Here is an 18357-nt window from a genome sequence, read left to right as displayed (position 1 = left end):
CTCCGTTACTTGCTGCCGAAGAGGCGCTGCAGCAGGCCCGGCTTCTGGTAGTCGGTGAAGCGCAGCGGCTTGTCCTCGCCGAGGAAGCGAGAGACGACGTCCTTGTACGCTTCGGCGACGTCGGTGCCGTCGATATGCACCGCCGGCAGACCCTGGTTCGACGCGTGCAGCACGGCTTCCGACTCGGGCACCACGCCGATCAGCTTGATGCGCAGGATCTCGCTGATGTCCTCGAGCGACAGCATCTCGCCTTCGCTCACGCGCTTCGGGCTGTAGCGCGTGATCAGCAGGTGTTCCTTGATCGGCTCCTTGCCTTCGGTCCCGCGCTTCGTCTTCGACGACAGGATGCCCAGAATGCGGTCGGAGTCGCGCACCGACGACACTTCCGGGTTCGTGACGATCAGCGCCTCGTCCGCGAAGTACATCGCGTGCAGCGCGCCGGCCTCGATACCGGCCGGCGAATCGCAGACGATGTATTCGAAATCCATCGCGACGAGGTCGTTCAGCACCTTCTCGACGCCGTCGCGCGTCAGCGCATCCTTGTCGCGCGTCTGCGACGCCGGCAGGATGAACAGGTTCTCGCACTTCTTGTCCTTGATCAGCGCCTGGTTCAGGTTCGCTTCGCCCTGGATCACGTTCACGAGGTCATACACGACGCGACGCTCGCAGCCCATGATGAGATCGAGGTTGCGCAGGCCGACGTCGAAGTCGATCACGGCCGTCTTGTGGCCGCGCAGCGCGAGACCGGACGCAAAGCTCGCGCTCGTCGTCGTCTTGCCCACGCCGCCCTTGCCCGAGGTCACCACGATGATTTTTGCCATTTACCCAATACCCTGTGTTCGTCAATGAGAGCCGATCGATCCGGAGCGTGCCGCGTGAATTTACGTCAGGCGCAGCGGTTCGATCATCAGTTTTTCCTCTTCGAGCCGGATCTGCACCGATTTGCCCAGTACGTCGGCGGGCAGCGGGTTCTCGGTTGTTCGATAGATACCCGCGATCGAAATCAGTTCCGGTTCGAGACACGTGCAGAAAATGCGCGCGTCGTGATTGCCGTGCACGCCCGCGAGTGCGCGGCCGCGCAACGGCGCGTAGATGTGGATATTGCCTTCCGCGATGATCTCCGCGCCGTGACTGACCGGCGCGAGCACCACGAGGTCTCCTTTCGCGTAAATCTGCTGCCCCGAACGCAACGGCCGGTCGATCACGAGCGTCTGGCCGCCCGGCTGATTCGATGCCGGCGCCTGCTCCGACGCCGGTTCGGGCGTCGCAGCGGCGGCCGCGGCGACGACGGCCTCGGCGATCGGCGACGGTTCCGCGCCCTCGGCCGGCTTGGCGGCCGGCACGCGGCGATCGCGCGCCTCGAGCAGCGGCAGGCCGGCTTCCCCCGCCCAGCCCTGCGTGGCCAGTGCGACCACGCCCACCGGGCGCATCCGCACGTCGTTCAGCATCTGCCGGATGTCCGCGAGCGCGACGCGTTCGCCGTCAGCCAGGCGGCGGACGTCGATCGCGACGACATCGTCGGCGAAAAACTCGGGAGTCGCTTCGAAGCGCTTGACCAGTTCGGCACGCAACGCATCGAGATCGGTCGTCTTCACGGTGAACAGCAACGTATCGACCGATCCGCTGCGCAGCTCGAAGAATGGCGATTTTTTAAGCGACATGGACACTCTGCAAAAATTTTTTGCGTATTTTACAGGCGTCCACGCGTGCGGCCATTATTTTTGGGACTCGGGGTGGCGGCGGCCCGGGCGGGCAAGCAACCGGCAACGCGGCAGGCAAGCGGGCGGCGGAGCCCTCATCGCGCCGCGCGGCCCGCGTTTCGACGGGGCGTCAGTGCTTCACCTGCGACACGAACAGCGATTTCATCGCGCCCGGCATCCGCGCGACCGGCGCATGTTCACCGGTGTTGCCGAAACCCGCGCGCTCGTAAAAACGGATCGCGTTGCGGTTCGCATCGGCGATCCATGCATAGACTTCGCTCGCGCCGCGCTCGGCGAGCCAGGCGGTAGCCGTCTCCAGCAGCAGCACGCCGCCGCGCAGGTGGCGCACCGCATGCGCGACCCACAGTTCGCTGACGAACGCGCGCCGATCGGGCGTGTTGTCGAAATACGCGCCGATCATGCCGGCCGGATGGCCTTCGGTGTACAGCAGGAAAGTCGTCGACTCGTCGGACACGGCGCGCAGCGCGGCAATCGCCGACGCCGCGTCCGTTTCGACAGTCAGCAATTCGGCCTCCGGCGCTTCGCCCGGCGCATAGGGCTCACGCAGCGATGCGGCGCGGAGTTCGCGATACACGCCGCCCTGGTCGGCAACGATACGACGAACGGTCAAGGTCGAACTCATGCAGGCACAGCCCCCTTCGGACAGCAAGCTATTAGCTTCAACCGAAAGCGGGGCATGAGTCAAATCGTTATTTTCAAATGACGGCGCGGATCGAAAGGCAACAGGTGTCACCCGCGGCGACATGAGCCGACCGGTGTGCAGGTGCAGCATCGGCATGCCGATGCGCATCGACGGACAACCGTCGACGCTTCGCCGCTCGACGTCTCGCCCGGTTCGCCTTGCAATGCGCGGCAGTCGCGTTTCGAAGTGCACCGCCCGTCATGTTCGCCACCGTAATGTTGCGTAATACGAGCAACCCAAAACGTGTTCCGACCTTGCCCGCGTCGCTTCGTTTATTGCGACGCAACATTTGTTGCAGGCGAGCAGGATCGATGTGCGCGCACGCCACACCTCCCGATTCGTCTGACCAGCGCGCGGGATGCGCCGGCCGATCCGGTCTCCACCGGATGTTTCAATCAGCGCGTGCCGGCCCTTTCGGGCGCGACTCGCGCGCGGCCCTCCGTTTGGAGTCGCACGCCTAGCGCCGGTGTTTGGCAAGCGCGCGCACGGGTCGTATAACAGGCAGAACCGGGCAACGATCCGGTGGCGCCGCGCGTGTCGCGGGCCGACGAGGATTCGAACAACCGTGCATGCGGCCGCCCATCGGGCCCGCTGACTGGAGGGAGACAATGGCAATGACCGACGGATCGGCCGCGAGCTGGTCGGATGGCAAGCGTTACCTGTGGCTGCTGGGCGCACTGACGATCACGCTGCCGATCCTCGCCGCGCAGCTCGCGCTGTCGACGGGCCTTCACGTGTTCTGGTGGTTCGGCCCGCTGTTCGCGTTCGGCGTGATTCCGGTCCTCGACACGCTGATCGGCGACGATCGCGACAACCCGCCCGAGGCCGTCGTGCCGCACCTCGAACGCGAGCGCTATTACCGGTTCATCGTCTATCTGGCGACTTGCGTCGAATACGTCGCGTTCTTCATGTGCGTATGGATCGTCGGCACGCACGCGCTCGCGTGGTACGACTACGTCGGCTTCGCGCTGTCGCTCGGCGCCGCGACGGGCATCTCGATCAATACCGCGCACGAGCTCGGGCACAAGACCGACCGCTTCGAACGCTGGCTCGCGAAGATCACGCTCGCGCCGGTCGCGTACGGCCACTTCTATGTCGAGCACAACCGCGGCCACCACGTGCGCGTCGCGACGGCCGAGGATCCGGCGAGCGCGCGCTACGGAGAGTCGTTCTGGGCATTCCTGCCGCGCACCGTGACCGGCAGCATCCGCTCGGCATGGCGGCTCGAGAAGGCGCGCCTCGAACGGCTCGGGCGGTCGCCGTGGACCTGGCGCAACGAGGTGCTGCACGCGTGGGCGATGACGGTCGTCGTGTGGGGCATCGCGATCGCGATGGCCGGCAAGGTCGTGATCCCGTTCCTCGTGATCCAGGCCGTCTACGGCGCCTCGCTGCTCGAAGTCGTGAACTACGTCGAGCACTACGGGCTCGGCCGCCGCAAGCTGCCGAGCGGCCGCTACGAACGCTGCACGCCGCAGCATTCGTGGAACAGCAATCACGTCGTGACCAACCTGTTCCTGTACCAGCTGCAGCGGCACGCCGACCATCACGCGAACCCGACGCGCTCGTACCAGGCGCTGCGCCACTTCGACGATTCGCCGCAACTGCCGGCCGGCTACGCGACGATGATCCTGTTCGCGTACGTGCCGCCGCTCTGGTATCGCGTGATGAATCCGCGCGTCGTCGCGCACTACGGCGGCGACATGGCGCGATCGAACATCAAGCCGTCGATCCGCGACCGGGTGCTGGCGCAGTATCCGGCCGCGGCGTGATATCGGCCGGGGACGGCGCCGCGGCCGTCATTGCATGGCCGCGGACCCAAAACGAAAAACCCCTTGATCCTTCCGGATCAAGGGGCTTCGTATTTTGGCGGAGAGGGTGGGATTCGAACCCACGGTACGGGGAAACCGTACGCCTGATTTCGAGTCAGGTACATTCGACCACTCTGCCACCTCTCCTTCCTTACTGCATTTCGCGTTTGGTCATTTCCGCGAAAGAAAAGATTATAAAACGATCTCTTCTTGGCTGACAAGCCCTTTGTGCAAAATTTTTTGCGAGGGCTTCGCAGGCCTGCGTTACGACGCCTGTGCCGGCGCGTCGATGCGCGCCATGCCGCCCATGTACGGACGCAGCACGTCCGGCACCGTGACCGAACCGTCCGCGTTCTGGTAGTTCTCCAGTACCGCGACGAGCGTGCGGCCGACGGCGAGACCCGAACCGTTCAGCGTATGCACAAGCTCCGGCTTGCCCTGCGCGTTGCGGAAACGCGCCTGCATCCGGCGCGCCTGGAACGCCTCGGTGTTCGAGCAGCTCGAGATCTCGCGATAGGTGTTCTGCGCGGGCAGCCACACTTCGAGGTCGAACGTCTTCGCGGCCGAGAAGCCCATGTCGCCCGTGCACAGCGTGATCACGCGGTACGGCAGGCCGAGTTTCTGCAGGATCGCTTCCGCGTGGCCGACCATCTCGTCGAGCGCCGCGTACGACGTTTCCGGCGCGACGACCTGCACCATCTCGACCTTGTCGAACTGGTGCTGGCGGATCATCCCGCGCGTGTCGCGGCCGTACGAACCGGCTTCCGAGCGGAAGCACGGCGAATGCGCGGTCAGCTTGATCGGCAGCGCGGACGCGTCGACGATCGACTCGCGCACGGTGTTCGTCAGCGAGATCTCGGACGTGGAGATCAGGTATTGCGTGACCGTGTTCTCGGCGCCGCCCTTCTCGACGCGGAACATGTCGTCCGCGAACTTCGGCAGCTGGCCCGTGCCGTAGAGGATCTCCGGGTTCACGATGTACGGCGTGTACGTCTCGGTATAACCGTGCTGCTGCGTGTGCGTGTCGATCATGAACTGCGCGAGTGCGCGGTGCAGGCGCGCGATCGGACCGCGCAGCATCGTGAAGCGCGCGCCGGCGAGCTTCGCGCCCGTCTCGAAATCGAGGCCGAGCGGCGTGCCGACATCGACGTGATCCTTCACCTCGAAATCGAACTGGCGCGGCGCGCCCCAGCGGCGCACCTCGACGTTGTCGGCTTCGTCCTTGCCGACCGGCACGCTTTCGTGCGCGACGTTCGGCATGCCCAGCATCAGGTCGGACAGGCGCGCCTGGATGTCGCCGAGCCTGGCTTCCGACGCCTTCATGTCGTCGCCGATCCCGCCGACCTCGGCCATCACGGCCGACGTGTCCTCGCCCTTCCCCTTCATCGCGCCGATCTGCTTCGACAGGCTGTTGCGACGCGCCTGGAGCTCTTCGGTGTGGGTCTGGATCGCGCGGCGTTCCGCTTCGAGTGCGGAAAACGCGGCGACGTCGAGGGTGTAGCCGCGATCGGCGAGGCGCTTCGCGACGCCGTCGAGGTCTTTGCGCAGCAACTGGATGTCGAGCATGGGAGGACTTGGAAAATCGTTGTGTAAGACGGGAATTCTAACGCACCGCGCGGCCGCCACGGCACCGGCCGAACGGACAATGCGCCAAACGGGCGGCGGCCATGGCAACATGGCCTTGCCGCCCCGTAGGCCGGCGGCCGGCGAATCGCGGTATGCCCGACCGTTGCGGATCGCAAAACCGCGGCGCCGGCGGACGGCAACCGATCGGGCGAAGCACCCGGCTTCGCCTCACCGCCCCCCAGGGAACCCGATGACCATCGAACTCGACAAGGATGTCCGCGACCGCGCAATCGCGTCGCTGCAACGCTATTTCACGGAAAACATGGACGAGCCGATCGGCAACATCCAGGCCGGCGCGCTGCTGCACTTCTTCGTCGAGGAAATCGCACCGGCGATCTACAACCTCGCGATCGCCGATGCGCAGGAACGCCTGCACGCGCGCGTCGCCGAGCTCGACATCGAATGCCACGAGGAGCCGTTCGAATACTGGAAGAAACAGCAGCCGGGCCGCAAGCGCTGACGCAACGGCGGCGGCGGCGGCGGCCGAACCGGCCCGCGCAACACGCGGTCAGTCCTTCTTGCCGGCCTCGCGGTCGAGTTCGCGCAACCACGCGAGCTTGTCGGCGATCTTCGATTCGAGCCCGCGCGGCACCGGCTGGTACCAGCGCGGCTCGCGCATCCCGTCCGGCAGGTAGGTCTCGCCGGCCGCATACGCATTCGGCTCGTCGTGCGCGTAACGGTACGCGTGGCCGTAGCCGAGTTCCTTCATCAGCTTGGTCGGCGCGTTGCGCAGATGCACGGGCACCTCGCGCGACTTGTCCTGCTTCACGAACGCCATCGCCTGGTTGAACGCGTTGTAGCCGGCGTTGCTCTTCGCCGCGCACGCGAGATAGATCACCGCCTGCCCGAGCGCGAGTTCGCCTTCCGGCGAGCCGAGCCGCTCGTAGGTTTCGGCCGCGTCGTTCGCCACCTGCAGCGCGCGCGGATCGGCGAGCCCGATGTCTTCCCATGCCATCCGCACGATGCGTCGCGCGAGATACTTCGGGTCGGCGCCGCCGTCGATCATCCGGCAGAACCAGTACAACGCGCCGTCCGGGCTCGACCCGCGCACCGACTTGTGCAGCGCCGAGATCTGGTCGTAGAAGTTGTCGCCGCCCTTGTCGAAGCGCCGTGCGTTCAGCGTCATCGCGCTGCTGACGAAATCGGCGTCGATCGTCGCGACACCAGCCGACGTCGCCGCCGTCTGCGCCTGTTCGAGCAGGTTCAGGAAGCGGCGCGCATCGCCGTCCGCATAACCGACCAGCGTATCGATCGCCTTGTCGTCGAACGCGAGGCCGTCGAGCGCGATTTCCTGCGCGCGCTTCAGCAACTGCCGCATCTCGTCGTCGTTCAGCGACTTCAGCACGTACACCTGCGCACGCGACAGCAATGCCGAGTTGACCTCGAAGCTCGGGTTCTCGGTGGTCGCGCCGATGAAGGTCACGAGACCCGACTCGACGAACGGCAGCAGCGCATCCTGCTGCCCCTTGTTGAAGCGGTGGATCTCGTCGACGAACAGGATCGTATGGCGGCCGGTGCGGTTCAGCGTGTCCTTCGCCTGCTCCATCGACTCGCGGATGTCCTTCACGCCGCCGAGCACGGCCGACAGCGCGATGAACTCGCAGTCGAACGCGAGCGCGGTGAGGCGCGCGAGCGTCGTCTTGCCGACGCCGGGCGGCCCCCACAGGATCATCGAATGCGGCTTGCCCGATTCGAACGCGAGCCGCAGCGGCTTGCCTTCGCCCAGCAAATGCGTCTGGCCGATCACCTCGGCGAGCGTCTTCGGCCGCAGCGCCTCGGCGAGCGGGCGGCGCGGCTCGACTTGAAACAGGTCGGACATGAACCCTCGCTCCACATCAAACGATGGCGGCCGAACCGGCCGCCGGACCCGACATTATGACAGCCGCGCGACGGCGCCGCCGCGCCCAGTGCCCACGCCCGATGCCCGCAGGCGGAAACGACACGGGCCCGCCGTCACCGGCGGGCCCGTTGCGAAAACGCGGCGCGCGGCGCCGGTCAGCCGGTGATCACGTCGGCGCCCTTCGGCACCACGAACTTGAACGTATCGCCCTTCAGCGGCGGGTTCGTCTGGATGTTCGTAAACGTCAGCAGCGTGACGTTGCCGAACACGTCGTGCAGTTCCATCGCGGCGAGCGTGCCGTTCCGGAAACCGATGCCGATCCGCTGGAACTGCGTGTCCTGCGCCTTCGGCAGCATCTCGAGCCACTCGATGCCGCCCTTCTCGCCGGCATCGCGCAGCGTGTAGTTCTTGTCGAGATCGTTGCTGCCGAACAGGATCGCGGCAGGGCTCGCGCCCAGCGCGCCGTTCAGCTTGCGCTCGGTGACCTGGTTCAGGTCGCGGTCGAACACGTACAGCTTGTCGCCGTCGGCCTGCAGCACCTGCTGGTACGGCTTCTGGTACGTCCAGATGAACTTGCCCGGCCGCGCGAACACGAACGTGCCGCTCGAATTGTCGGTGGGCTTCGGCGCGGCCTGCGCGGCGCTCGCGCCCTTGGCCGGCGCCTTGACGATCTGCTGCGTGAAATCGCCTTTCGCCGAACGCACCTGCGACACGAAGGCCTTCAGTTGCTCGGTGCCGCCCGCGAACGCGTGCGTCGCCGCGAGCATCAGCGATGCGCCGGCAAGCGCCGCGCCGAGCCAGCGCCGCGTCGAACGAAGGGACATTGCGAACGAAAGTTGCTGCATATTGCGGTTTTCTCCGTGGGTGGCCGGCGCGGCGGGCGCCGCGGACTCATTCCGCGTCGCGCGCCGGCACAAGAATTTCGCGGTTGCCGCTCGACGACATCGCCGACACGAGCCCCGATTGTTCCATCTGCTCGAGCAGGCGAGCCGCGCGGTTGTAGCCGATCCGCAGATGACGCTGCACGAGCGAGATCGACGCGCGGCGGTTCTTGATGACGATCTCGACCGCCTGGTCGTACAGCGGATCAGACTCGCCGCCGCCTTCGCCGGTTCCCGCGCCGGCCGAACCCTCGTCGCCGTCGGCGGTGCCGCCTTCGAGCAGGCCCTCGACGTAGTTCGGCTCGCCCTGCTCCTTGAGCTTCTCGACGACGCGATGCACTTCGTCGTCGGCGACGAACGCGCCGTGCACGCGCACCGGCAGCCCGCTGCCGGGCGGCAGGTACAGCATGTCGCCCATCCCGAGCAGCGATTCGGCGCCCATCTGGTCGAGAATCGTGCGCGAGTCGATCTTCGACGACACCTGGAACGCGATCCGCGTCGGCACGTTCGCCTTGATCAGGCCCGTGATCACGTCGACGGACGGACGCTGCGTCGCGAGGATCAGGTGGATGCCGGCCGCGCGCGCCTTCTGCGCGATCCGCGCGATCAGTTCCTCGACCTTCTTGCCGACCACCATCATCAGGTCGGCCAGCTCGTCGATCACGACGACGATGTTCGGCAGGCGGCCGAGCGGTTCGGGATCCTCGGGCGTCAGGCTGAACGGATTCGGGAGCTTCTCCTCGCGCTTCGCCGCCTCGTCGATCTTGTTGTTGTAGCCGGCGAGGTTGCGCACGCCGAGCTTGCTCATCAGCTTGTAGCGGCGCTCCATCTCCGCGACCGTCCAGTTCAGCGCGTGGCCGGCCTGGCGCATGTCGGTGACGACCGGGCACAGCAGGTGCGGAATGCCTTCGTAGACGCTCATTTCGAGCATCTTCGGATCGATCAGGATCAGGCGCACCTGCTCGGCGGTGGCCTTGTACAGCAGCGACAGGATCATCGCGTTGATCCCGACCGACTTGCCCGAACCGGTCGTGCCGGCCACCAGCAGGTGCGGCATCTTCGCGAGATCCGCGCACACCGGCTTGCCGCCGATGTCCTTGCCGAGGCTCAGCGTCAGCGCCGACGGGGCGGCCGCATACACCTCGGAACCGATGATCTCGGACAGGTGCACGGTCTGGCGGCGCTGGTTCGGCAGCTCGAGCGCCATGTAGTTCTTGCCGGGAATCGTCTCGACGACGCGGATCGACACGAGCGACAGCGAGCGCGCGAGATCCTTCGCGAGATTGACGATCTGGCTGCCCTTCACGCCGGTGGCCGGCTCGATCTCGTAGCGCGTGACGACCGGGCCCGGATACGCGGCGACGACGCTCGCCTCGACGCCGAAATCCTTCAGCTTCTTCTCGATCAGGCGCGACGTGAATTCGAGCGTATCGGCGGAAATCGCTTCCTGCGTCTTCGGCGCGGGATCGAGCAGCGACACCGGCGGCAGCGTCGAGTCGCCCGGCAGGTCGGTGAACAGCGGCACCTGGCGCTCGCGCTCGACGCGCTCGGACTTCGCCGGCGTGACGACCGGCGGCACGATCGTCACCGGCTCGTGATCCTCGATGCGCACGCGCTCCTCTTCGACCTTGCCCTCGCGGCGCACGGCCGCGGCCTCGCCGAGCTTGCGGTCGCGTTCGGCCTCGCGGCGCAGCTTCGCGACGTTGACGGCGGACAGGATCGCGCCGCCGACGCGCTCGGCGACCGACAGCCACGAGAAGCGGAAATACAGCGACAGGCCGATCGCCAGCGCGATCAGCAGCAGCAGCGTGCCGCCGGTGAAGCCGAACGCGTGCGACATCGCACCCGCGACGGCTTCGCCGACGACACCGCCCGGCGCGCGCGGCAACTGCACCTTCAGCGACCACATGCGCAGCGCCTCGATGCCGTCGCACGCGAGCACGACCAGCACGAACGCAAAGATTTCGGTGAGCCAGCCGATCGGCCGCTCGGGTTCGTCGGGAATCGCCTCGTGGCGCGTGATGCGGCGGTAGTTGACCGCGATGCGCCGCCCGAGCGGCACGATCAGCCAGTAGGCGGACAGGCCGAACAGCAGCAGGATGATGTCGGCCGTCCACGCGCCGACGCGGCCGGCCCAGTTCGAGATGTGATCGACCTGGGCGGCGTGCGTCCAGCTCGGATCGCGCCGGCTGTAGCTCAGCAGGGCCATCACCAGAAAGGCGCAGAGCGCGACCTGGAGAATCCAGCGGATCTCCGTGAGGAGCTTCGACATCCGGTGCGGCAACGCCTGTGCCTGGGCGGAATAAGGAGCTTTTGCCATGAATCCGTATAAAGAGGACGGGCCGTGCGCCCGCCTGTCGTTCGATCCCGCTTATTGTAAACGCTGCACCGTGCCGCCAAGTGTAAATGACGGTTACATAACGGGGACGGGATGCCGAAGCGGCCGCCTGCGCACGCTTGGGGCGGGGCGGGCGTGCCAGCCCCAAGCGTGCGGCAACCGGCCGCCTCGGGCCCGCCGGACGCCCGTTGCCGCCGCGCCGGCACCGCCGGGCCGCCCCGACACGCTATCGCGACGATTGAAACTCTCGTTCGGCAACGCAGCAACGGGGCCTTTATAATGCGCGTCTGATACCCATCTATGACGGCATCCCGGTCAACCCGGATCGTACGGCGAGCCCTACCCCGCCCGCCGCGGCCGCCTTTTACGGATTCGCACATGTCCACGCCCAAACACGCCAAAGTCCTGATTCTCGGTTCCGGCCCCGCCGGCTACACGGCTGCCGTCTACGCGGCTCGCGCCAACCTGTCCCCGGTGCTGATCACCGGCATCGCGCAGGGCGGCCAGCTGATGACCACGACCGACGTCGAAAACTGGCCGGCCGACGCGAAAGGCGTGCAGGGTCCGGAGCTGATGGCGCGCTTCCTCGAGCACGCCGAGCGCTTCAACACCGAAATCGTCTTCGACCACATCCACACCGCGAAGCTGCACGAGCAGCCGATCCGCCTGATCGGCGACTCGGGCGAATACACGTGCGACTCGCTGATCATCGCGACCGGCGCGTCCGCCCAGTATCTCGGCCTGCCGTCCGAGGAATCGTTCATGGGCAAGGGCGTGTCGGCCTGCGCGACCTGCGACGGCTTCTTCTATCGCGGCCAGGAAGTCGCGGTGATCGGCGGCGGCAACACGGCCGTCGAGGAAGCGCTCTACCTGACGGGTATCGCGAAGAAGGTGACCGTGATCCACCGCCGCGACAAGTTCCGCGCGGAGCCGATCCTGATCGACCGTCTGCTGGAAAAGCAGAAGGAAGGCGTCGTCGACATCAAGTGGGATCACGTGCTCGACGAAGTGACGGGCGAGGATTCGGGCGTCACGGGCCTGCGCATCAAGAACGTGAAGACCGGCGCGACGGAAGACCTCGCCGTGCAGGGCGTGTTCGTTGCGATCGGCCACAAGCCGAACACCGACCTGTTCCAGGGCCAGCTCGAGATGAAGGACGGCTACATCCTGACGAAGAGCGGCCTGCACGGCAACGCGACGTCGACGAGCGTCCCCGGCGTGTTCGCCGCGGGCGACGTGCAGGACAACGTGTATCGCCAGGCGATCACGAGCGCGGGCACGGGCTGCATGGCCGCGCTCGACGCGCAGCGTTACCTCGAAAGCCTGCACGACAAGAAGTAAGCCGCGAGCCTTGCCGCGCCGGGCGCTACAATGGCGTCCGCTGCCGCGAAGCGGGCCCGACCGGAAAGCCGCTGCCGCCGTGCAGCGGCTTTTTTTTGCCCGCGCGCCCGAACGCGCCTGCCCTGTTACCGAATCATGGCGAAGAACCATCCCCATCCGAGCGATCCCGCGAAGCGGAAGATCGCTGCCCGCCCCGCGAACCCCGCGCCGGCCGCCCCGCCGCCCGCGCCCGATCCGGCCGCGCTGCGCGGCCAGGGCCTCGCGGGCCTCAGCGCATTGCGCCAGTCGCTGCAAGGCGAAGCCGATCGCCGCGAACGCGCGCGCGTCGAAACCGCGAAGGCCGAGCGCAAGGCGGAAGCCGACGCGAACCTGTTCCGCAACGAAATCGGCGCAATCCGGCCGCTGAACGCGCCGCCGCGCGCGTCGTCGGGCCGCACGCCGCCCGACCCGGTGCCGAAGCAGACGCAGCGCGACGAGGAAGCCGTGCTGAACGCGACACTGTCCGACGAATTCGATCCCGAGACGCTGCTCGACAGCGACGACTCGCTGTATTACCACCGCCCCGGCATCAGCCGCGACGTCGTGCGCAAGCTGAGAAGCGGCGCGTGGATCGTGCAGGCGCAGATCGACCTGCACGGGATGCGGCGCGACGAGGCGCGCGACGCGCTCGCCGAATTCATCCGCGAAGCCGGCAAGAAGGGGCTGCGCTGCCTGCGCGTGATCCACGGCAAGGGGCTCGGCTCGATCGGCAAGGAACCCGTGCTGAAGGGCAAGGTGCGCGCGTGGCTCGTGCAGAAGGAAGAAGTGATCGCGTTCTGCGAGGCGCGCGGCAACGACGGCGGCGCAGGCGCGGTGCTCGTGCTGCTGCAGCCGCATGCGGCGCCCGCCGAGCGGGGGCCGCGTGCCGCATCCTAGGCTGACGCTCGCGATCGCGGTACTGGAGGCGATCGCCACGCTGGCCTTCGCGATTTCGGGCTTCATCGAGGCGCGCAAGAACCGCCTCGACTCGGTCGGCACGTTCGTCGTCGCGCTCGCGACCGCGTTCGGCGGCGGCACGCTGCGCGACATCCTGCTCGAGCGCCGGCCGTTCTACTGGGTCGTGCACGACGACTACGTGATCGCGATCTTCGTGCTCGCGCTGTTCGCGCCGTTCGTGCTGCGGATGCTGTCGCGGCTGTCGGCCGAACGGCTGCTGCTGATCGCCGACGCGATCGGGCTCGGCATCTTCAGCATCTCGGGCACGGCGATCGCGCTCGACGCCGAGATGCCGCGCTTCATCGCGGTGATGATGGGCGTGATCACCGGTGTGGTCGGCGGGATCGTGCGCGACGTGCTGTGCAACGACATCCCGCTGATCCTGCGCGATTCGCGGCCGTACGCGACCTGCGCGTTCGTCGGCTGCTGGTTCTACCTGCTGCTCGTGTGGCTGCAGTTCGACTCGGTGTACAGCGTGCTGCTCGCGACCGGCTTCATCCTCGTCGCGCGGCTCGCGACGTTCAAGTTCGACGTGCGGCTGCCGCACTGATCGCGCCGCCCGCGGCCGCGTCGGCCGCACCGTCCAGACAAAAGGGGCCGTTCGACACGGCCCCTTTCCCTTTCGCGCGGCACTGCCGCCGCGTCACGCGATCCGCTCTTCCGACGCCGGATCGAACAGCACGGCCTTCGACACGTCGAACAGCAGCGACTGCGTCTGCCCCGGCTGCGGGTTCGCGGCCGGATGCACGCGGCTCACGATCCGCTTGCCGTTCACCTGCGCGAACACGTGCGTGTCCGGCCCGGTCGGCTCGGTCACGTCGACGCGCACGTCGATCGGCTGCAGCGTCGACGCCTCGCCGTGGTGCGCGTTGCGCGCGTCGGTGATGCGCTCCGGACGCAGGCCGAGGATCACCTCGCGGCCGACGTGGCCGTTCATCCGCTTCGCATCGAACGGCAGGTTCAGCGCGCTGCGCGCGAGGCCCGTGTCGATCTCGAGCGCGATCCCGCTGCCCTGCTCGACCAGCTTGCCGTTGATGAAGTTCATCGGCGGCGCGCCGATGAAGCCGGCGACGAACAGGTTCGACGGCGAATCGTAGATCTCCTGCGGCGCGCCGAACTGCTGGACCACGCCGTCCTTCATCACCGCGATCCGGTCGCCGAGCGTCATCGCCTCGATCTGGTCGTGCGTCACGTAGACGATCGTCGTGCCGAGGCGCTGGTGCAGCAGCTTGATTTCCGCGCGCATCTCGATGCGCAGCTTCGCGTCGAGGTTCGACAGCGGCTCGTCGAACAGGAACAGCGACGGATCGCGCGCGAGCGCGCGGCCCATCGCGACGCGCTGGCGCTGGCCGCCCGACAGCTGGCCCGGCTTGCGGTCGAGCAGGTGCTGGATCTGCAGCATCTGCGACACGCGGTCGACGATCTGCTGCTGCTCGCTCTTCGGCACCTTGCGGATGTTCAGGCCGAACGAGATGTTCTCGCGCACCGTCATCGACGGATACAGCGCGTACGACTGGAACACCATCGCGATGTCGCGATCCTTCGGCGACAGGTCGTTGACGACCTTGCCGTCGATGCAGATCTCGCCGCTCGTGACGGTCTCGAGCCCGGCGATCATGTTGAGCAGCGTCGACTTCCCGCAGCCCGACCCGCCGACCAGGATCAGGAACTGACCGTCCTCGATCTCGATGTCGACACCCTTCAGGACCGGCACCCCGTTCGGGTAGGTCTTGTACACGTCACGGATGGAAAGGCTTGCCATGCTGTGAATCCTCTGTCTCGTCTCGCGCGGCGCCCTCGGGCGCCGCGTCGGGTTCGTTTCGATGCGCCGCGCGTCGTGCGCGGCCGGTTCGTCGTATCGGAAAAAGCCGCGCTTACCCCTTCACCGCGCCTGCCGTCAGCCCGCGCACGAAATAGCGGCCGGCGACGATGTAGACGAGCAGCGTCGGCAGCGCGGCGATGATCGCGCCGGCCATGTCGACGTTGTATTCCTTCACGCCCGTCGACGTGTTGACGAGGTTGTTCAGCGCCACCGTGATCGGCATCGAATCGACGCCGGAGAACACGATCCCGAACAGGAAGTCGTTCCAGATCTGCGTGAACTGCCAGATCAGGCACACCATGAAGATCGGCAGCGACACCGGCAGCAGGATCTTCGTGAAGATCGTGAAGAAGCCCGCGCCGTCGATGCGCGCAGCCTTCACCAGCTCGGCCGGCACGCTCACGTAGAAGTTGCGGAAGAACATCGTCGTGAACGCGATCCCGTACACGACGTGCACGAACACCAGGCCCGGAATCGTGTTGGCAAGACCGAGCATCCCCTGCAGGCGAGCCATCGGCAGCAGGATCACCTGGAACGGGATGAAGCAGCCGACCAGCATCATCGTGAACAGCGCGTCCGCGCCGCGAAAGCGCCAGTGCGTGAGCACGTAGCCGTTGAACGCGCCGATCAGCGACGAGATCAGCACGGCCGGAATCACCATCTGCAGCGAGTTCAGGAAGAACGGCTTCATGCCGTCGCAGCGCACGCCGGTGCACGCGCCGCTCCACGCCTTCACCCACGGGTCGACCGTCCACGTGGTAGGCGGCGTCAGCAGGTTGCCGGTGCGCAGCTGGTCGAGATCCTTGAACGACGTCGACAGCATCACGTAGATCGGGAACAGGAAATACAGCGCGAACAGGATCAGTGCCGCATAGATCACTGCCCGGCTGATCGTCATCTTAGGCTGCATTGCGGGTGCTCCTCGATTCCATATACATCAGCGGCACCAGCACCGCGACCACGGTCGCGAGCATCATCACCGAGGACGCCGCGCCGAGCCCGAGCTGGCCGCGGTTGAACGAAAACGTGTACATGAACATGGCCGGCAGCGACGACGACGTGCCCGGCCCGCCCGCCGTCAGCGCGACGACGAGGTCGAAGGTCTTGATCGTGATGTGGCAGAGGATCAGCAGCACCGAGAAGAACACCGGGCGCATGCTCGGGATCACGATCTTGCGGTAGATGGTCGGCAGCGTCGCGCCGTCCACCTGCGCGGCCTTGAAGATCTCGCTGTCGACGCCGCGCAGCCCCGCCAGGAACAGCGCCATCACGAAGCCGGTCGACTGCCACACGGCCGCGATCACCACGCAGAAGATCGCCTTGTCCGGATCGTCGAGCCAGCCGAACGAGAAGCTCGTCCAGCCCCAGTCGTGCATCACCTTCTCGAGGCCGAGGCCCGGGTTCAGGATCCACTGCCACGCGGTGCCGGTGACGATGAACGACAGCGCCATCGGGTACAGGAAGATCGCGCGCAGCGCGCCTTCGTTGCGGATGCGCTGGTCGAGCAGGATCGCGAGGAACAGCCCGAGCGCGACGCAGATCGCGATGAACGGAATCCCGAACCAGCCGAGGTTCGCGGCGGAGGTCCACCACACGTCGTTCTGGAACAGGTCCGAGTAACGGCCGAAGCCGTCGAATTCGTAGTTCGGCAACAGCCGCGAGCGGGTCAGCGACAGATAGCCGGTAATCAGGATGAAGCCGTAGATGAACACCACGGCGATCGCGACGCTCGGCGCAAGCACGAGCTTCGGAATCCAGCGATCGGCGAAGGCCGACATCGGCGACGTACGCCGCGCGGCGGCAGCGCCGGATCCGTTTCCGCTAAGAGGGGCAGCCACTTGATTCGACTCCTGGAACGAGGGCGACGCAGGCCGGGCCGGCGCCGGTACGGCACGGGCCCGCGGGCGAGCCCGTTTGCTGCACTTGCAAAAACGCCCGGCCGACGAAGCGTTTCCGGCCGGGCGCCTGTCGCGCGTTACTTGACCTTCGCGGCCTTCGCGAGCGCGGCGACCGCGCTCTTCGAATCCTGCTGCGAGTTCATGAACTTCGTGACGACGTCGGTGATCGCGCCGGCGGTCGCGTCGCTTTGCGCCATGCCGTGCGCGAGCGACGGCACGAAGCCGCCCGACTTGATCGCGGTCTGCTCGTCGGCGTACGACTTCTTCGCGCAGTCGTCGAACTTGTCCATCTTCACGCCGAGGCGCACCGGCACCGAGCCCTTCAGCAGGCTGAACTGCTCCTGGAAGTCCGGCGTCATGATCGTCTTCGCGAGCGCGAGCTGGCCCGGCGTGGCGTTCTTCTCGCCCTTCTGCTGGAAGAACACGAACGAATCGACGTTGAACGTGTACGCGTTCGCCGTACCCGGCACCGCCGCGCAGATGTAGTCCTTGCCCGCCTTCTTGCCGGCGTTCTCGAACTCGCCCTTCGCCCAGTCGCCCATGAACTGCATGCCGGCCTTGCCGTTGATGACCATCGCGGTCGCGAGGTTCCAGTCGCGGCCGTTACGGCCCGTGTCGAAGTAGCCCTGGATCTTGCGCACCGTGTCGAACACGGACAGCATCTGCGGCGACGTCAGCGTCGCCTGGTCGAGGTCGACCAGCGCCTTCTTGTAGAACGCCGGGCCCTGCGACAGCACGACGTCTTCCCACAGCGTCAGGTCCTGCCACGGCTGGCCGCCCATCGCGACCGGCTGGATGCCCGCGGCCTTCAGCTTGTCGGCCACCGCGAAGAATTCGGGCCAGGTGGTCGGCACCTTCGCGCCGACCTTGTCGAGCGCGGCCTTGTTGATGTACAGCCAGTTCACGCGGTGCACCGAGAACGGCGCGGCGACGGTATGGCCCTTGTACTTGATGATCTTGTCGATTTCCGGCGGCAGGTTCTGCTTCCAGTCGCCGGCGGCGGAATCGATGTTGACGAGCACGCCCTGGTCGGCCCAGTCCTGGATCAGCGGGCCCTTGATCTGCGCGGCCGACGGTGCGTCGCCGCTGATCACCTTGGTCTTCAGCGCGGTCATCGCCGCGGCGCCGGCGCCGCCCGCGACCGCGAAGTCCTTCCACACGTAGCCCTGCTTCTGCAAGTCGTCCTTCAGCACGCCGACGGCCTTCGACTCGCCGCCCGAGGTCCACCAGTGCAGCACGGTTACATTCTCGGCTGCCTGCGCCGCCACGGCGCCAGCCATCAGACCCGCGGCGCAGAGCGCGCCCATGATCGAGCGAACTTTCATTACTTATCTCCTCCAGACTGAATCAACTCGTGAGGTTCCCTGACCGGGAACCGGCTTCTTGATAAACGACGGGGAAATCGAGCCGCGGGACGCATGCAGC

16 protein-coding genes and 1 tRNA gene are annotated in these 18357 nt (G+C 66.6%); 5 read left to right on the top strand and 12 right to left on the bottom strand.

Features of this window, described 5'->3' with window-relative positions:
- Positions 1–5: 5 nt before the first annotated feature.
- The 3 genes from minD to AC0KUR_RS24995 form a co-directional block, all read right to left on the bottom strand.
- Complete coding sequence (minD, locus tag AC0KUR_RS25005) at positions 6–821, bottom strand: septum site-determining protein MinD (RefSeq protein ID WP_027783808.1); 816 nt, start codon at positions 819–821, stop codon at positions 6–8.
- A gap of 60 nt (positions 822–881) precedes the next feature.
- Positions 882–1661 carry a septum site-determining protein MinC gene (minC, locus tag AC0KUR_RS25000; protein ID WP_200087418.1) on the bottom strand — a complete coding sequence of 260 codons (780 nt, stop codon included), beginning with the start codon at positions 1659–1661 and terminating at the stop codon, positions 882–884.
- Positions 1662–1830: 169 nt separating this feature from the next.
- Positions 1831–2466, bottom strand: coding sequence for a GNAT family N-acetyltransferase (locus tag AC0KUR_RS24995; RefSeq protein WP_226103946.1), 636 nt, complete (start codon positions 2464–2466; stop codon positions 1831–1833).
- A gap of 545 nt (positions 2467–3011) precedes the next feature.
- Between AC0KUR_RS24995 and AC0KUR_RS24990 the strand changes: the two genes are divergently transcribed.
- Complete coding sequence (locus tag AC0KUR_RS24990) at positions 3012–4172, top strand: alkane 1-monooxygenase (RefSeq protein WP_069706115.1); 1161 nt, start codon at positions 3012–3014, stop codon at positions 4170–4172.
- 95 nt (positions 4173–4267) lie between these two features.
- On the opposite strand, the gene AC0KUR_RS24985 is transcribed toward AC0KUR_RS24990, so the two are convergent.
- Both AC0KUR_RS24985 and serS read right to left on the bottom strand, forming a co-directional pair.
- A tRNA-Ser gene (locus tag AC0KUR_RS24985) sits at positions 4268–4358 on the bottom strand.
- 117 nt (positions 4359–4475) lie between these two features.
- Complete coding sequence (serS, locus tag AC0KUR_RS24980; protein ID WP_034187352.1) at positions 4476–5777, bottom strand: serine--tRNA ligase; 1302 nt, start codon at positions 5775–5777, stop codon at positions 4476–4478.
- A gap of 250 nt (positions 5778–6027) precedes the next feature.
- Here serS and AC0KUR_RS24975 point away from each other — a divergent pair, with 250 nt between their 5' ends.
- Positions 6028–6297 carry a DUF2164 domain-containing protein gene (locus AC0KUR_RS24975; protein WP_034187351.1) on the top strand — a complete coding sequence of 90 codons (270 nt, stop codon included), beginning with the start codon at positions 6028–6030 and terminating at the stop codon, positions 6295–6297.
- Between the two features lie 48 nt (positions 6298–6345).
- Here the strand turns inward: AC0KUR_RS24975 and AC0KUR_RS24970 are convergent, their stop codons facing one another.
- The 3 genes from AC0KUR_RS24970 to AC0KUR_RS24960 form a co-directional block, all read right to left on the bottom strand.
- On the bottom strand, positions 6346–7656 hold the full coding sequence (locus AC0KUR_RS24970; RefSeq protein ID WP_034187350.1) for a replication-associated recombination protein A: 1311 nt from the start codon (positions 7654–7656) through the stop codon (positions 6346–6348).
- Between the two features lie 176 nt (positions 7657–7832).
- Positions 7833–8522, bottom strand: coding sequence for an outer membrane lipoprotein chaperone LolA (lolA, locus tag AC0KUR_RS24965; RefSeq protein WP_034187349.1), 690 nt, complete (start codon positions 8520–8522; stop codon positions 7833–7835).
- 46 nt (positions 8523–8568) lie between these two features.
- Positions 8569–10878 (bottom strand): DNA translocase FtsK, encoded by a 2310-nt coding sequence (locus AC0KUR_RS24960; protein WP_034187348.1) that lies wholly within the window; start codon positions 10876–10878, stop codon positions 8569–8571.
- A 396-nt stretch (positions 10879–11274) separates the two neighbouring features.
- Between AC0KUR_RS24960 and trxB the strand changes: the two genes are divergently transcribed.
- The 3 genes from trxB (at position 11275) to AC0KUR_RS24945 (ending at position 13762) form a co-directional block, all read left to right on the top strand.
- A complete protein-coding gene (trxB, locus tag AC0KUR_RS24955) occupies positions 11275–12237 on the top strand; it encodes a thioredoxin-disulfide reductase (protein ID WP_034187347.1) in 963 nt (320 codons plus the stop codon).
- A gap of 135 nt (positions 12238–12372) precedes the next feature.
- Positions 12373–13152 (top strand): Smr/MutS family protein, encoded by a 780-nt coding sequence (locus tag AC0KUR_RS24950; protein WP_226251657.1) that lies wholly within the window; start codon positions 12373–12375, stop codon positions 13150–13152.
- Complete coding sequence (locus tag AC0KUR_RS24945) at positions 13112–13762, top strand: trimeric intracellular cation channel family protein (RefSeq protein ID WP_226251656.1); 651 nt, start codon at positions 13112–13114, stop codon at positions 13760–13762. Before AC0KUR_RS24950 ends, AC0KUR_RS24945 begins: the two co-directional genes overlap by 41 nt.
- Before the next feature lie 93 nt (positions 13763–13855).
- Here AC0KUR_RS24945 and AC0KUR_RS24940 read toward each other — a convergent pair whose 3' ends face one another.
- The 4 genes from AC0KUR_RS24940 to AC0KUR_RS24925 all read right to left on the bottom strand — a co-directional run bounded on the left by AC0KUR_RS24940 (position 13856) and on the right by AC0KUR_RS24925 (position 18257).
- Positions 13856–14974 carry an ABC transporter ATP-binding protein gene (locus AC0KUR_RS24940; RefSeq protein ID WP_034187345.1) on the bottom strand — a complete coding sequence of 373 codons (1119 nt, stop codon included), beginning with the start codon at positions 14972–14974 and terminating at the stop codon, positions 13856–13858.
- Between the two features lie 112 nt (positions 14975–15086).
- Positions 15087–15944: a carbohydrate ABC transporter permease gene (locus AC0KUR_RS24935; protein ID WP_011544828.1), complete on the bottom strand. Its 858-nt coding sequence runs from the start codon at positions 15942–15944 to the stop codon at positions 15087–15089.
- Positions 15934–16872: a carbohydrate ABC transporter permease gene (locus tag AC0KUR_RS24930; RefSeq protein ID WP_034187344.1), complete on the bottom strand. Its 939-nt coding sequence runs from the start codon at positions 16870–16872 to the stop codon at positions 15934–15936. Before AC0KUR_RS24930 ends, AC0KUR_RS24935 begins: the two co-directional genes overlap by 11 nt.
- A 137-nt stretch (positions 16873–17009) precedes the next feature.
- Positions 17010–18257 (bottom strand): ABC transporter substrate-binding protein, encoded by a 1248-nt coding sequence (locus AC0KUR_RS24925; RefSeq protein WP_034187343.1) that lies wholly within the window; start codon positions 18255–18257, stop codon positions 17010–17012.
- Positions 18258–18357: the final 100 nt, after the last annotated feature.

Source organism: Burkholderia sp. YHN3-13 (assembly GCF_055810675.1).
Note: the sequence above shows the minus strand (reverse complement) of the source record. Positions and strands in the feature narration are given on the sequence as shown.

Bases quoted from the DNA above. Each gene is read 5' to 3' on its own strand.
- minD (WP_027783808.1), bottom strand. From the start codon at position 821: ATGGCAAAAATCATCGTGGTGACCTCGGGCAAGGGCGGCGTGGGCAAG.
- minC (WP_200087418.1), bottom strand. From the start codon at position 1,661: ATGTCGCTTAAAAAATCGCCATTCTTCGAGCTGCGCAGCGGATCGGTC.
- AC0KUR_RS24995 (WP_226103946.1), bottom strand. From the start codon at position 2,466: ATGTCGCCGCGGGTGACACCTGTTGCCTTTCGATCCGCGCCGTCATTT.
- AC0KUR_RS24990 (WP_069706115.1), top strand. From the start codon at position 3,012: ATGGCAATGACCGACGGATCGGCCGCGAGCTGGTCGGATGGCAAGCGT.
- serS (WP_034187352.1), bottom strand. From the start codon at position 5,777: ATGCTCGACATCCAGTTGCTGCGCAAAGACCTCGACGGCGTCGCGAAG.
- AC0KUR_RS24975 (WP_034187351.1), top strand. From the start codon at position 6,028: ATGACCATCGAACTCGACAAGGATGTCCGCGACCGCGCAATCGCGTCG.
- AC0KUR_RS24970 (WP_034187350.1), bottom strand. From the start codon at position 7,656: ATGTCCGACCTGTTTCAAGTCGAGCCGCGCCGCCCGCTCGCCGAGGCG.
- lolA (WP_034187349.1), bottom strand. From the start codon at position 8,522: ATGCAGCAACTTTCGTTCGCAATGTCCCTTCGTTCGACGCGGCGCTGG.
- AC0KUR_RS24960 (WP_034187348.1), bottom strand. From the start codon at position 10,878: ATGGCAAAAGCTCCTTATTCCGCCCAGGCACAGGCGTTGCCGCACCGG.
- trxB (WP_034187347.1), top strand. From the start codon at position 11,275: ATGTCCACGCCCAAACACGCCAAAGTCCTGATTCTCGGTTCCGGCCCC.
- AC0KUR_RS24950 (WP_226251657.1), top strand. From the start codon at position 12,373: ATGGCGAAGAACCATCCCCATCCGAGCGATCCCGCGAAGCGGAAGATC.
- AC0KUR_RS24945 (WP_226251656.1), top strand. From the start codon at position 13,112: ATGCGGCGCCCGCCGAGCGGGGGCCGCGTGCCGCATCCTAGGCTGACG.
- AC0KUR_RS24940 (WP_034187345.1), bottom strand. From the start codon at position 14,974: ATGGCAAGCCTTTCCATCCGTGACGTGTACAAGACCTACCCGAACGGG.
- AC0KUR_RS24935 (WP_011544828.1), bottom strand. From the start codon at position 15,944: ATGCAGCCTAAGATGACGATCAGCCGGGCAGTGATCTATGCGGCACTG.
- AC0KUR_RS24925 (WP_034187343.1), bottom strand. From the start codon at position 18,257: ATGAAAGTTCGCTCGATCATGGGCGCGCTCTGCGCCGCGGGTCTGATG.